The 13,903-nt window shown below is 72.0% G+C and carries 9 protein-coding genes; 7 read left to right on the top strand and 2 right to left on the bottom strand.

Annotated features, from left to right (window positions below; genetic code table 11):
• Positions 1 to 73: 73 nt before the first annotated feature.
• Positions 74 to 898 (bottom strand): SDR family oxidoreductase, encoded by an 825-nt coding sequence (locus OV090_RS39400; protein ID WP_267709996.1) that lies wholly within the window; start codon positions 896 to 898, stop codon positions 74 to 76.
• Positions 899 to 1,041: 143 nt separating this feature from the next.
• Between OV090_RS39400 and OV090_RS39395 the strand changes: the two genes are divergently transcribed.
• The 7 genes from OV090_RS39395 (at position 1,042) to OV090_RS39365 (ending at position 12,938) form a co-directional block, all read left to right on the top strand.
• On the top strand, positions 1,042 to 2,058 hold the full coding sequence (locus OV090_RS39395; protein ID WP_267709995.1) for a peptidoglycan DD-metalloendopeptidase family protein: 1,017 nt from the start codon (positions 1,042 to 1,044) through the stop codon (positions 2,056 to 2,058).
• A gap of 106 nt (positions 2,059 to 2,164) precedes the next feature.
• Positions 2,165 to 4,345: a hypothetical protein gene (locus OV090_RS39390; protein ID WP_267709994.1), complete on the top strand. Its 2,181-nt coding sequence runs from the start codon at positions 2,165 to 2,167 to the stop codon at positions 4,343 to 4,345.
• 643 nt (positions 4,346 to 4,988) lie between these two features.
• Entirely contained in the window at positions 4,989 to 6,011 is a 1,023-nt protein-coding gene (locus tag OV090_RS39385) for a hypothetical protein (RefSeq protein WP_267709993.1), read from the top strand.
• Between the two features lie 96 nt (positions 6,012 to 6,107).
• Positions 6,108 to 6,416 (top strand): hypothetical protein, encoded by a 309-nt coding sequence (locus OV090_RS39380; RefSeq protein ID WP_267709992.1) that lies wholly within the window; start codon positions 6,108 to 6,110, stop codon positions 6,414 to 6,416.
• A gap of 110 nt (positions 6,417 to 6,526) precedes the next feature.
• Positions 6,527 to 8,287, top strand: coding sequence for a carboxylesterase family protein (locus OV090_RS39375; protein ID WP_267709991.1), 1,761 nt, complete (start codon positions 6,527 to 6,529; stop codon positions 8,285 to 8,287).
• Positions 8,288 to 8,352: 65 nt separating this feature from the next.
• On the top strand, positions 8,353 to 11,088 hold the full coding sequence (locus OV090_RS39370; protein WP_267709990.1) for a hypothetical protein: 2,736 nt from the start codon (positions 8,353 to 8,355) through the stop codon (positions 11,086 to 11,088).
• 8 nt (positions 11,089 to 11,096) lie between these two features.
• A complete protein-coding gene (locus tag OV090_RS39365) occupies positions 11,097 to 12,938 on the top strand; it encodes a hypothetical protein (protein ID WP_267709989.1) in 1,842 nt (613 codons plus the stop codon).
• 204 nt (positions 12,939 to 13,142) lie between these two features.
• On the opposite strand, the gene OV090_RS39360 is transcribed toward OV090_RS39365, so the two are convergent.
• Positions 13,143 to 13,718, bottom strand: coding sequence for a VOC family protein (locus OV090_RS39360; protein ID WP_267709988.1), 576 nt, complete (start codon positions 13,716 to 13,718; stop codon positions 13,143 to 13,145).
• Positions 13,719 to 13,903: the final 185 nt, after the last annotated feature.

Here is a 13,903-nt window from a genome sequence, read left to right as displayed (position 1 = left end):
TGGGTGTCATGTCGCGAAGGACATGTCCCGAGAGGCAGCTCGACGTGGCTGTCTCTCGGGACATGTGGTGGGCTCAGCTGGGCTCGCCGCGCATGCGTCGCTGGCGGGCGCGGCCGATCTTGCGCAGCAGCGGCTCGATCCAGTGGGATGTCCGCGGGAACAGGTCGGCGATCCGCGCGAGCAGGGCGCGCGAGCGCGGCAGGGCGAGGAGGAGCGGGCGGCGCGGCAGGACCTCGTCGACGATGGCGCGTACGACGTCGTCGGGGGTGAGCAGGCGCGAGCCGGAGAAGGTCAGCTCGGCCTCGCCGTAGTGGAGCTGGAGGTCGAGCATGGGGGTCTGCACCGCGTCGGGACAGACGACGGTGAGGGCCACGCCGCGCGGGCGCAGCTCCTGGGCGGCGGCCAGCGAGAAGGCCCGCACGGCGTACTTGGAGGCGCTGTAGAGGGCGATGCCGGGGACCGGCGCGAGGCTGGCGAGCGAGGCGACGTTGATGATGTGGCCGCGGCCGCGCGAGACCATGTGGCGGGCAGCGACGCGGGTGCCGTGGACGACGCCCTTCGTGTTGATGTCGAAGTGACGATCGACCTCGAGTGGATCGGCCTCGAGACAGTATCCGGGCTTGAGGTAGCCGGCGACGTTGAGGAGGACGTCGACGCCGCCCATGACCCGCGTGGCCTCGTCGAACACGGCCTCCCAGGCGACCGGGTCGCGCACGTCGAGGCCGCGACAGTGGGCGCGCTCGCCGGGCCACTCGCGCGCGGCGGCGAAGTCCCGCAGCGGCTCCAGCCGGACGTCGGTGGCGAATACGGTGTGGCCGGCCGCGAGGAGGACGTCGGCGGCGTGACGACCGATGCCGCTGGCACATCCGGTGATGAAAAATCGCTGTGGTGCGAGCATCCCGTTCAGCCGCGGAGCCTAACACGGGGCCCGGGGACCCCGCGTCGGTGAGGACCGCGAGCGATGACCGGCCGCGCGGCTGAAAGGTCGATGCGGATGCATCGACGCTTGAAATCGCGCGGGCGATCCGGTAACCCGAGAGCATGCGCCTCGAACGCCGCTGGTTGCTCGCATTCACGATCGTCGCCTGCGGCGATTCTCAGCCGCTGCTGACCAGCGCCGGCCCGCTCACGACGACGTTCCCCGGCCCGCTCGGGACCACTGCCGAGGCGCTGACGACGAGCAGCGGCAGCGAGGGCCCGGGCCCGATCAGCGACGCGTGGATGACCGGCTCGCCGACCTCGAGCACGAGCGGCGAGGCGACGACCACCACGAGCGACGGCGGGCTCGCGTCGACGACGTCGTCGACGACCGGCGATCCGCTGGCGGACTGCCCGCGGCTGCGCGTGATGGTGCCGGCCGGCGAGGTGCTCAACGTGCGGCCGTCGCCGTCGACGGCCGAGGAGCCGGTGGCGACGCTGGCCAACGGTCAATTGGTGGAGACGGTGGCGGCGGTCGCGGGCGAGGCGATCGACGGCAATTCGCTGTGGTACCAGATCGCCGGACCCGACGGCTTCGTGTTCTCGGGCTTCGTGGCCTGCACGCTCGACGAGCCGCCGGCCCCGCCCGAGGGCTATTTCTTGCCGCTGGCGTGCGGGATGTCGGCCAAGGTCACGCAGGGCAACGACGGCGGGGTCAGCCACCAGGGCAAGGACTTCTACGCGTTCGACTTCGGGCTCGGGCTCGGGACGCCGCTGCTGGCGATGGCCGACGGCACGGTCCACCACATCTTCGACGAGACCGGGCCCGGCGACCCCTGCTACAACGGCGGCGGGCCGGAGTGCGGGCCGTACGGCAACCTGGTGGTGATCCTGCACGGCGACAATACGTCGAGCTATTACAAGCACCTCAACGAGGTCCACGTGTCGCTCGGGCAGGTGGTGACGCGCGGGCAGACGATCGGGCTGTCGGGTTCGACCGGCTATTCGACGGGGCCGCACGCGCACGTGATGCGGCAGGAGAATTGCGGGCAGGCCAAGTGTCAGTCGATCGAGCTCAGCTTCGTCGAGTGCGGGGTGCCGACGCAGGGCCAGACGGTCACGTCGATGAATTGCCCGTAGCAGCAATGAGGGCAGCGGGCGCGGCGCCGGGCGGCTCGCGGGTCGGCGGTAGCGGTGCTAAGGTGCGGAGTCCTCGCGGCGTCGAAGGTCCGCGCGGCCTCCGCCCATGCCTCAAGGTCCGCGCGCACCGAAGTCCGCTGCCGATCGTCGCCGGCGTCGGCGACGGATCGCGGCGCTGATCGTGGCGGGGCTCGGGCTCAAGCTGGCGGCCACGGAGTGCGCATTCCGGGCGCGCGACGAGGGGGCATTTCCGCACGTGAATTTTTATGTGGAAGATCCGCAGCTCGGGGTGCGGCTGCAGCCGGGCGCGTCGATGCGGTTCAAGCTGGGTCGCAATCCGCGGACGACGATTCACGTCAACGCCAGCGGTTATCGCGGGGCCGACTGGCCCGAGCCGCCGCAGAGCCGCGAGATCGTGGTGGTCGGTGATTCGCAGGTGTTCGGGCTCGGGGTCGAGGACGAGGAGACGCTGGCGGACAGGCTGGCTGAAAGGACAGGTCGTCCGGTGATCGGCGCGGGGGTGCCGACCTACGGACCGCGCGAGTACCTCGAGGTCGCGCGCGAGCTGTTGGTGAGGCGCCGGCCCGAGACCGTGGTGGTGGTGCTCGACTTCGTCGACGACCCGTTCGAGCTGGGGCGGCCCAACAGCGAGCGCCATGCGGTGTGGGACGGCTGGGCGGTGCGGCGCGAGACGGCGCCGACCGAGGTGACTCAGTTCCCGGGGCGAGGGTGGCTGATGTCGCGGTCACACGCGGTGTACGCGTTGCGCCGGTGGCTGCACGTGCGCAGCTCGGTGGGCGCGGTTCACAGTGAGGAGGCGGGCGAGCGGCTGCTCGATCCGGGGACGCCGTCGGAGGGCGGCTGGGAGGACCTCGTGCACGCGAGCTTGCGGACGCAGGCGCAGCAGGCCGGGGCGGCGGCGCACGAGGAGCAGGGCGGGCCGCTGAAGGCGCAGCAGGAGGGGCAGGGCGAGCGCGCGGAGGTGCTGCGGTCCGGCGAATCGGAACAGTTCTGGCGCGATGAAGCGGGTCGGCCGGGCGACATTGTCGACAGTCGGATGGCGGTGAGCGGGCGGTCGATCGCGTTGACTGCGGAGCTCATCCGCGACGCGGTGGGTCTTCGTGAAAATTTTAAGAAGCAGCAGCGGAAGCTCGCCAGAGCGCAGGCGGCCAGGCTGCGCGAGCTGCAGGCGGCCGCGGCGACGCTGACCGAGTCGCGCGAGGCGGTGATGGCCGAGCTGGCCCGCAGCGCGCCCAGGCAGCGGCCGGAGTCGGTGTTCGCGGCGTACCTGGCCGAGTTCCAGGCGCTGTGCGCGAGCCACGGGGCGGAGCTGGTGGTGGTGCTGCTGCCGCTCGACGTGCAGGTCGACGGGGGGGAGTGGGCGAAGTACGGGGTCACGCAGGGGCCCGACATGCGGCCGTCGCAGATCTTGCTGACCGACCTGGTGGCCGACGCGGAGGCGCTGCGGATCCGCAGCGTCGACGCGACCGCGGCGCTGCGCGCAGCCCAGCCGGGGGCGTTCCTCGACGGCGACTCCCACCTGACCGCGCGCGGTCACGCTGCAGTCGCCGAGGCGCTGGCCGAGCGGCTGGCGCGACCCCTGCCGCCGCGGGCGCCGGAGTCGGGGCTGCCCCAAGGGACAGGTCATGCGCCGACGCAGCGGGCGTGGGAGGCGGTGGAGGCGGTGCCGTTTTCGGGGTGGGCGACCGGGACGGCGCAGCACCTCGGCGGCTGGCTCAAGCTGCGGCTGTCGGCGGCCGACGATGTCGAGCCGGTCCGCGAGATCGAGGTGGTCGAGGGCGGCTCGCCGGCGGCGATGCGCATGACGACGGCGACTGGGATGACTCTGGTGACGCCGCTGGCGAGCGGTTCGCCGCTGAGGGCGCAGCTGTATCGGCTCGACGGCGGCGGTGAGCTGCAGATCCGCTGGCAAGGCGAGCGCCTGCAGGTCGAGGTGACGGCGCGGCCGGAGGCTCCGGAGCGGACGCTGACGTTCACGCGCCCGCCCGACGCGCTGTGCCGCTGCGATGTCTGCGACGAGATGTGGGGCGACCCTGCGCTGTTCCCGGCGTGCGAGGCGGCGTACTCCCGGGCGGGAGAGGAGGCGTGCGAGGCGCTGCTGGGGTGCGTGCGCCACGACCCGCTGTTCGCACCGGGATGTCCGGAGGGACAGGTGCATGCGTTCGCGAGCAACGCCTGCTTCATGTCGTGTGATGAGGACAACCCGTGCGCGCAGGGACGCTGCACGCCCTGGCACGGGGCTGCGGTTTGCGTGAGCGGAGGGTGAGCGGAGGCGAGGGCGGCGCTCGGCTCGGCAGAGGCCGGCAGGCCGAACGCCGGTGCGAATGCGCGGGCGGCTTGCTCGCCTCATAGCGAGATGGATGGCTGACGGGCGCATGTGACAGGGGGCTCGCAGGTCGCAAGGCATCGGCGCTCGCAGAGATTGGCGGGCTCGCGGGATAGTATTGTTTCTCGGAACATGGGCGCGGGTGATAGTTGACTCGCACGCGGGCCGGCATCGTCTCTCGCAGAGATCGGTGGACTCGCGGGATAGTGTTGTTTCTCGAGAAGATGGATGGCGGACGCGGTGGCATCTCCGAGAGCACTCGGCAGCAACACAGAATGTCTTCATGAACATGTTTCAAAGGGCATGTTTTTAAGAGAATGTCCCAATGGAAATGTCCTCGGGGACATTCGGGAGAGAGTGGCTCGTCGTCGGCGGCTTGGGTGAGGCGGGTTCGAGGGGCGCGCGCGGGGCGGCGGGTTTTCGGGTGGGGGGCTGCTGGCGGGACGTGTGGCGTGGAATTCGCTGCTGGACGGGGTTGGAGAGGGGTTTCGCTGCGGCTGGTGGGCGATTTGCCTACATCTGGACGGGCGAGCGGTTCACGCGCCGAGCGGCGACGTGGTAGCCTGGGGCAGGATTGCCCGGCGTGCGCACACAGGGATCCGGGCAGCTCTCGCTCGTCGCGCTGGTCTTCGCGCTGGGGATGTCCGCGGTGGCCCAGGCGGCCGAGCTGCCGCCATGGGAGCCGCCGACGACCGAGGCCGAGGGGCAGGCGGACGCGGGTCCGGCGGAGTCGACCGGGACGGAACCGCAGGGCGAGGCGAAGCCGGTGCCGCAGGGCGAGGCGAAGCCTGTCGAGGCGGGTCCGCAGCCCAAGGTCGCCCCGGCCTCGGGCCCTGCGAATGGTGGGACCGCGAATGTGCGGAGTCTGGCGCGTGATGAGGTGCCCCCGCCGCCGATCGATCCGAACGACGCACCATTCATGCGGCCGCCGAACAATCAGATCGGCACCACGCCGCCGCGCACGCGGCCCGACATTCGTCAGGGGTGGTCGGCGCGGCGGCGGTTCGCGCTGACGGTCGCGCCGACCTACGCGATGTTGCGGCTGCCGTTCCAGGGCCGTACGACGGGCAACAACCAGGTGCCGCGGCTGCACGGGGCGGGCGTGGGCGCCGAGTTCGACGTGCAGGCGTGGCGCTGGATCTGGGTCCGCGCGATGGGGGTCTATTCGGGGCACCCGGTCGGCGAGGAGCGGGCGCAGATGGACATGGAGGTCGTGCGCACGGCGCCGCCGGGCATGATTCACGTGATGAGCTACGGCGTCGGTCCGGTGTTCGCGCTCGACCTGGGGCGCTTCCTGCCGCTGATCGAGGTCGGGGTGGCGGGCCTGCGGGTGGTGACGCCCACGGGCGGGGTGACGGGGCAGCGCGGCGAAGCGTGTATGGCCAACGGTGCGTGCGACGTCGGGCTCAAGTGCAACAGCGCGCGGATCTGCGAGGTCACGACGATCGGCGAGATGTACCTCGGCTTGGCGGTCGATCTGCTGGTGCGGCGACACCTGAGCTTCGGGGCCCAGTTCCGCTACAACGTCCGCTTCGCGGAGCTGAAGTCGCTGAACCTCACGCCGGGCTATCTGCTCGGGACGCTGCGCCTGACGGTGCGCTTCTGAGTCCGGTGGCGCGGGCCGCAGCGCTGCGGCCGCGTCGGGTTCGAACGCGGTTCGGGGGGCTGTCGCGGGCGCGAGCGATGTGCGACCATGCCCGTCATGCGCCAGTTCATTTGGTACCTCATCTTCGCGATCTCGCTGTTCATCGGCTACCAGGGGTACGTGAATGCGCAGAACTTCCGCGAGACGCAGGGCGAGGCGCGCAACGCGGTGTGCAAGGCGCTGAACCAGACGCCGGAGGCGTGCGAGCTGGCGGGCAACGCCGAGCCGAACGGGCACCAGACCGGGGTCACCGGGCGGACCTACCAGTTCCAGACGAAGGGCGGGTCGTATCTGGCGGAGTGCAAGCGCGAGTACACGTTCTTCGGCGCGTGGTCGTGTACGGCGCGCTCGGGCTCGTTGTTGTGAGCGGAGCGCCGCGCGGGCGCGGAGGTCCGCGCGCGTGGTCGTGTGCTCCGTGACGCGGCGCGAGGCCGTCGCGCTTGTGCGGGGTGAGGCGGCCGGCCATCCTGCGGGCGATGGCGATGCGCGAAGGTTTGGCGGTGTGGATGGCGACCGCGGTGCTCGGCTGCAGCACTGCGGCGTCGAGCAGCGGGACGGATGACTCGTCGGCGATCGAGTCGACGATGACGACGAGCGGGACCGGCGATGCGTCGGGCCCGGTGACGACCGCCGAGCCGACGACGCATGGATCGACGACAGGGCTGACGGGTCCGGAGTCCACCGGTGAGGCGCCGACGAGCGTCGGGCCGAGCGGCTGCGGGGCAGACGTCGCCCCGAGGCCGACGATCGTGCAGACGACCGGCGGGGCGCTGGAGGGCCAGCAGCTGGCCGACGTGGTCGCGTTCCGCGGGATCCGCTACGCCGAGCCACCGCTGGGCGAGCTGCGCCTGCGCCCGCCGCAGCCGCGCATGTGCGTACCAGAACTGACGCCGGCGACCGAGCTCGGGCCGCGCTGCCCGCAGGTCGAGAAGAGCGCGCAGGGACAGGTGGTGGCGATGCTCGGCGAAGAGGATTGCCTGACGCTCAACGTGTGGACGCCGGCGACCGGCGGCGGGGAGCGACCTGTCCTCGTGTTCATCCACGGCGGGGGCAACGCGACCGGCGGCAGCGACGACCCGCTGTACGACGGAGCGGCGCTGGCAGCCGCGCAGGACGTGGTGGTGGTGACTCTCAACTACCGGCTCGGCGCGCTCGGCTTTCTGACCGCGGACGCGCTGGCGGCCGAGTCGCCGGAGCAGGTCTCGGGCAACTACGGGCTGCTCGATCAGGTGCTGGCGCTGCGGTGGGTGCAGGACAACATCGCCGGCTTCGGCGGCGATCCGCAGCGCGTGCTGCTGTTCGGCGAGTCGGCCGGGGCAGTGAACACGTGCAGCCTGATCGGCTCGCCGCGCGCGGCGGGGCTGTTCCAGCGGGCGATCGTGCAGAGCGGATCGTGCAACGAGCGGACGCTGGCGAAGTACGAGGCCGACATCGCCGCACCGTGGCTGCAGGCGTCGGGCTGCGCCGAGGCGCCCGACCCGGCGGCGTGCCTGCGCGGCCTGGCGGTCGCCGACATCCTGACGCTGCAGCCCGACGGCTACCCCGACGTGGCGGCGCTCGGGCAGGGCTGGGGGCCGCACGTCGACGGGGCGGTGATTCCGAAGCCTGCCCTCGAGGCCATGTCCGAAGGGACACATAACGCGATGCCGCTGATGTTCGGGGCCAACGCCGACGAGACGGCCAAGGGGGTGCCGCCGCTGACTGTGGCGCAGTACGAGGCGCTGGTGCAGGCGACCTTCGGGCCGCTGGCGGCGATGGTGCTGGCGCAGTATCCGGCGGCCGACTACGGCGACGACGGGCAGGCGGCCTACGTGGCGCTCACCTCCGATTTGAAGTTCATCTGCGGGGCGCGCCGGGCCGCGCGGGCGGCCGACGCCGGGCAGGACGCGCCGGTGTTCCGCTACCACTTCGCCTACGACGGCTACGACGCCCAGCCGAAGGCCGAGACGGCGGCGTTCCACGGGCTCGAGCTGATCTACATCTTCGCCGCCTGGGGGGCGGTGCTGCCCGAGCCGCTGCAGTACGAGCCGAACGCGGACGACCTGGCGATCTCGCAGCGGCTGCAGGGGGCGTGGGCCCGCTTCGCGGCGACGGGCGACCCGGCCGGCGCGGACCTGACCTGGCCGGCGTACGTGGCCGCGGACGACGACGGCGCGCTGCTCGACGAGCCGCCGGATCTATTCAACGGTGTACGCACGGAGCAGTGTGATTTTTGGGACATGTACGCGCAGGGTTGAAGCCCGCGAAGTCCGATGTTCGGCCGGTTGTCGGGCCGCGGCCCCGGGGGTAGCGTCGCCCCGTCGTGTTGCTCGCGCTCGTGCTCGCACTGGTGGCCCCGCCCTCGGGGTCGGCGGAGATCGCCGGCGAGCGCTACCGTGAATGGACGAAGCCGCCGGCCGAGGCCGCCGCGCCGGCGCCGTGGGTCGCGCGGCGCGAGCTGTCTTTTCAGCCAGTCGAGGGCGGGCTGCAGCTGCGCGGGCGCTGGACGATCAAGTCCTTCGGGACAGGTTGGTTCAGCGGCGAGCTGTTCGCCGACGCGCCGCAGCTGCGGGTGGTGTCGGCGCGCTGGGGCGCGGCCCCGGCGACGCTGAAGGTCGACGCCGCGGGCGCGATCACGGTGACGGGCCGGGTGGCGGGCAGCGTGGAGCTGACGGTCGAGGCGTTCGTGCCCGGCGATCCGACGCGCGAGGCGGTGGCGCTGAAGCTGCTGCCGGCGGTGCGTGGGACGATCGAGGCGGCGGCGCCGTCGGGGCTGGCGCCGGCGCTGCGAGTCGACGGCGAGGCGGCGCTGGCGGTGCGCGAGAAGCAGTGGAGCGGGGCGCGAGAGGTCGCGCTGTCGTTCGTGACCCCGCCGGCGCCGGCGGCCGATCGCCCGCCGGTGGTGGTGGCGAAGGTGGGGATCGGCGTGACCGTCGGCGACGCCGAGCTGCGCGGCCGGGCCCGCGCGGTGTGGGAGGTGCGGCAGGGCGAGGTGTCGACGCTCGCGCTCGAGACTGCAGGGCTCGGCGCGGATCTCGAGGTGGTCGGCGGCAATGTCCGCAGTTTCGTGCGCGAGGGCGACCGCGTGCGCGTCGAGCTGCAGGCGCCGGTGCGCGACCGCGTCGAGCTCGAGCTGCGCTGGTCGCAGGCGATCGGCAAGGCGGCCGAGTCGCGGGTGAGCCTGCCGAAGATCGCGCCGGTCGACGTGTTCCACAGCGAGGTGGCGCTGCAGCTGGCGCGCGACGGCGAGGTCGAGGCGGTACCCGAGGCGCCGGGCTGGAGCTACGTGGCCTCGGCGACGCTGCCGGGCTGGGCCCAGGGCCTGGTCGAAGGGACAGCCACGACCGCGCTGGTGCAGCAGGGCGGATCCGGGGCGGGCAGCCTGAGCCTGCTCCGCTTCGTGCCGCTCGAGGGGCCGCCGGTGGTGGTCGACGTCGCGGCCTACACGATCGCCACCAGCCGCGAGGGCCGGGCGCTGGTGCGGGCGCACTACGAGGTCCGCAACGAGCGGGCGGCGCACCTGCGGCTGACGCCGCCGGCCGGCTTCAAGGTGATCGGGGTGCGCGTGGGCGGTCAGACTGCGGCGCCGGCCCGGGCCAAGGACGGCAGCTGGATCGTGCCGCTCCTGCGCTCGGTCGAGACGGTGACGGGGCTGCTGTCGTTCCCGGTCGAGGTGATCCTGCTCGGCGAGGCGAGCGAGTGGCGGCGCCGCGAGATCCGTGAGCTGCGGCTGCCGACGCTCGACGCCCCGATCGCGGTGTCGCGGCTGACGCTGCACCTGCCGCCGGGCTACCGCTCGCGCAAGCGGGCGGGCGACGGCGACGTGGTGGCGGCGTTCACCCGCGGCGACGGCATCACCTACGGGCTCGGGGTCGGCGAGGTCGGGGCGGCCCAGGCCGACATGGTGTTCCAGGACGCGGTCCAGGCGTGGATGCGCAACGACTTCAGCGCGGCCCAGGACAAGCTCGACGCGCTGCGCGGGATGGGGGCCAAGAACGAGAACATCGCCCGCCTGCAGAGCAACCTCGACGTGGTGGCGGGCAAATCGGCTGTCTCTCAGGACATGTCCCTTCAGCGTCGCGTGCGCGAGCAGGCCAAGGCGCGCGCGTACGCCGACGTGCAGGCGCAGGCCGAGCTGAAGAAGAAGGCCGAGGACGAGCGGGCGCGCGGCGACTACGCGGCCTCGGCCTCGAGCTATCAGCAGGCGATCGCCGTCGGCGACAAGCTGGCGCAGCTCGAGCAGACCGAGGTGGTCGATCAGAAGATGACCAACGCGGCGCTGGTCGAGGAGTACCGCCAGGTCCAGACCAAATCGTCGGAGGGCCGGCGCAAGCGGACGAAGAAGATCGGCGGCAAGGCGAAGTCGAGCGGGTCCAGCGTGTACGACTTCGACGACGACGCGCTGTCGGGGTCGCTGATGACGCCGACCGGCAGCGCTGGGCTGCCGGCCCAGGCGGCGGAGAACGTGCCGGCCGCGGGCGAGGTTGCGAAGCCGGTCGAGGCGCCGGTCGATGCGGCGAACGTCGAGAAAGAGTTCGAGGTCGACAGCGTTTCGGCAGCGGACAGCGGCGTCGCGGACGCGCCGGCGCTCGACGGCGAAGTGGTCGAGAAGCGGCCGCCGGCGACGACGCCCAGGCCGCCCGCCGACGAGCAGACCACGCGCGACTTCACGGCGGTGGTCGACGTCGTGCCGCTGCGCTCCGTGCCGGGGACGCTCGGCCCGACGCCGCCGCCGGAGGAGCCGCGGGCGGCGCAGGCCTTGGCCACCGTCGAGGTCGTGGCAGTGCAGCGGCGGGCCGGCGGTCGACTCGCGGCGCGCCGCGCGGGCCGGGCGCTGGACGCCAAATTCAAGGCCGAGCGCTCGCGCAGCGAGGCAGATGGCCGAAAGGACAGCCCCAATGCGGCGGGCATGCCGACCCCCGAGGTCCACGCCTCGGCGCTGTCGGTGGTCGTGCCCGCGGTCGGCGAGGCCGTCCGTTACCAAAGACTCCTGCTCCCCGCCGGGGCCGCGTACGCGGTCGAGATCTCGGCGAAGGAGCCGCTCATCGCCAAGGAATGAAACCAGTCATGCGCAGCGCAGCGATCGCCCTCGTCACCCTGTTGTCCCTGTCGCCCGTCACCGCCGCGGCCGCGCCCGACGACCCCGAGCGGGTGGTGATGAAGCTCGACGAGTTCCTCAAGCTGTACGAGAAGACCCGCGCCGAGGAGACGACGGCGCCGCTCGACTACGCGCTGTCGTCGGCCCGCTACGAGGGCGAGGTCCAGCTCAAGGACGGCGAGCCGTACGCGGCTGTCTTCAAGGCCAGGTTCAGGGTGGAGGTGCTGCGGGCCAAGGGCTTCGCCAAGGTGCCGTTTTTGCCGGCGACGGTGGCGCTCGAGTCGGCGAAGATCGGCAACAGCGAGGCGGCGGTGGTCATCGAGGACGGGCACTACGTGCTGGTGACGCAGCAGCGCGGGGCGCTGACGCTCGACGTGACGTTCGCGGCGGCGGTGACGACGGCCGAGGGGTCGTCGGGGGTGTCGTTCCAGCTGTCGCCGGCGGGGGCGACGTCGGCGGTGCTGTCGGTGCCGGCCCGCGAGGACCTCGACTTCACGGTCGCGGGGGCCAAGCTGCAGTCGGACAAGGTGGTCGGCGACAAGCGGGTGGTCGAGGCGGTGCTGCCGTCGACGGGGGCGCTCGAGGTCAAGTGGCAGCGCGAGCTGCCGAAGGCGGCGCAGCAGGCCAGCCGCGTGCTCAGCGAGGTCTACACGCTGGTCAGCCTCGGCGAGGGGCTGATGCGCGCGACCACGACCGCGCAGTACACGATCCTGTTCACCGGCGTCGACAAGCTGGCGCTGAAGGTGCCCAAGGACATGACGGTGCTCGACGTGGTCGGCGCCGGCGTGCGCGAGTGGAAGGTCGACGGCGAGGGCAACCTCGGCGTGCAGCTCAACTACGCGGCCAAGGGCGCCTACTCGCTGCGCATCGAGATGGAGAAGGTGGTGCGCGGCGACATCAAGGACGTCGCCGCGCCGGTGCCGGTGCCGGTCGGGGTCGAGCGCGCGCGCGGGTTCGTCGGGGTCGAGTCGCGCGGCAACCTCGAGGTCGACGCCGGCGACGTCAAGGGCGCGACGCCGGTCGACGTGCGCGCGCTGCCGGCGGCGATCCTCGGCATCACCGGGCAGCCGGTGCTGCTCGGCTACAAGTACCTCGGGACCGACGTGAGCATCCCGCTGAGCGCGTGGCAGCACGTCGACGCGGACGTGCTGGTGACGCTGCTCGACGAGACGCGGGCGCGCACGATGTGGACCCGGGAGGGCCGGCGGCTGACGTCGGTGAAGTACCGGATCCGCAACAACCGGCGCCAGTTCCTGCGCCTGGCCCTGCCGAAGGGCGGCGAGCTGTGGAGCGCGTCGGTCGGCGGGCGCGCGGTCCAGCCGGCGCTGGCGGCCGACAAGCGAGTGATGATCCCGCTGGTCCGCTCGCAGGCGGCAGGCGGGGAGCTGGCGGCGTTCGAGGTGGAGATCGTGTACGTCGAGAACGGAGCGCCGCCGTCCGACAACGGCCGCGGGCAGTTCAACGCGACGCTGCCCCGCGCCGACGCGCCGTGCACGTACGTGGCCTGGACGGTGTACGCGCCCGACGACGCGAAGGTGAAGCGCCGGTCGATCGACGGCAACCTCCGCAAGGTCCGCTACCTGTCGAACCCGATCCCGGCGGAGGACATGAACTACGTGCAGACGGCCACGCCGCAGATGGCAGAGGCGGCGCAGAACCAGGCGGCCCCCGGCGGGTCGCTCGGCGACGGGGCGATGCCGGTGCCGGTCAGCCTGCCGCTCCAGGGCCACGAGGTCCACTTTGAAAAATTGCTGGCGCTCGACGAGGAGCTGACGATCGGCTTCAAGTACCGCGGGCTCAAGAAGCGGTGAGATCTTCTTCCTCTAACTAGGGACATGTCTTTCGGGGCATGTCTCTGGGAGCTGGCTTATGAGCTTCGGAGGTGTCTCCGAGGGCATGTCCTTCGGGACTTTTTTGAATGATCAGGTCGGCGATCGCCGCGGCTCGAGTGGGATGTCTCAGAGGGCATGTCTTTCGGGACATTCGAGAGACCTCGCCAGCGCTCGGCGTCCGGGTCATGGGGTCCAGGCCAGGCCGGACAGGTCGGGCGGGCGCACCGGGATCGGCCGCGAGTAGCCGGTGCAGGTCAGCTCGAGCAGGTTGCCGGCAGGATCGTTGAAGTAGAGCGAGGCCTGGCCGGGGAAGCCGAGCTGCAGCGGGCCCTCGGTCGGCACGCCGTGGGCGTGGAGGCGGGCCTGGAAGCGCGGCAGGTCGCGCGGGGCCACACGGAAGGCGTGGTGCGGGTGGCCGCGCAGCGGGGCGCGCTGGCCGTCGCGCTGGAGGAACAGGTCGATGCGGGTGGCGCCGCCGAGGTAGAGCGAGACGTGGAAGGTGCCGTCGCCGTCGTCGGGCGCGGGCGGGCGGCCGAACTGAGCCAGGGCGGCGGCGTCGACCTCCATGAGGAAGACGCCGCCGAGCACGTCGCAGTAGAAGCGGCGGGCTGCGGCGAGGTCGGTCACCGGGATCGTGACGTGGTCGAGCAGGCGCAGGCGCGGTCGCCCGAGGCTGCCGAGCACCCGGCGGGCGCGCACGGCGGCGGTCCAGGCGGTGAAGGCGGCGGCGATCGTCCGGTTGCGCAGGGCTGTCAGCATGGGGTCCTCCTGTGGTTTCAATCAGATGATTGAATCAATTGATTGGACGTCTACGCCGGCCCGGCGGGGCGGTCAAGTCGCTTGACCGCGAGCGCGCCCGCGCCTACCGTCGAGCGGCGAGATGGCGCGGGCGAGGCACGAAGCGGCCGGGAAGACGGGCGGGCCGAAGAGGCGGGTGGGCGAGG

This window comes from Nannocystis sp. RBIL2, assembly GCF_026626745.1.
Lineage (GTDB): Bacteria > Myxococcota_A > Polyangia > Nannocystales > Nannocystaceae > Nannocystis.
The sequence above is the reverse complement of the archived record's forward strand: the minus strand, read 5'-3'. Positions and strand labels throughout refer to the sequence as shown.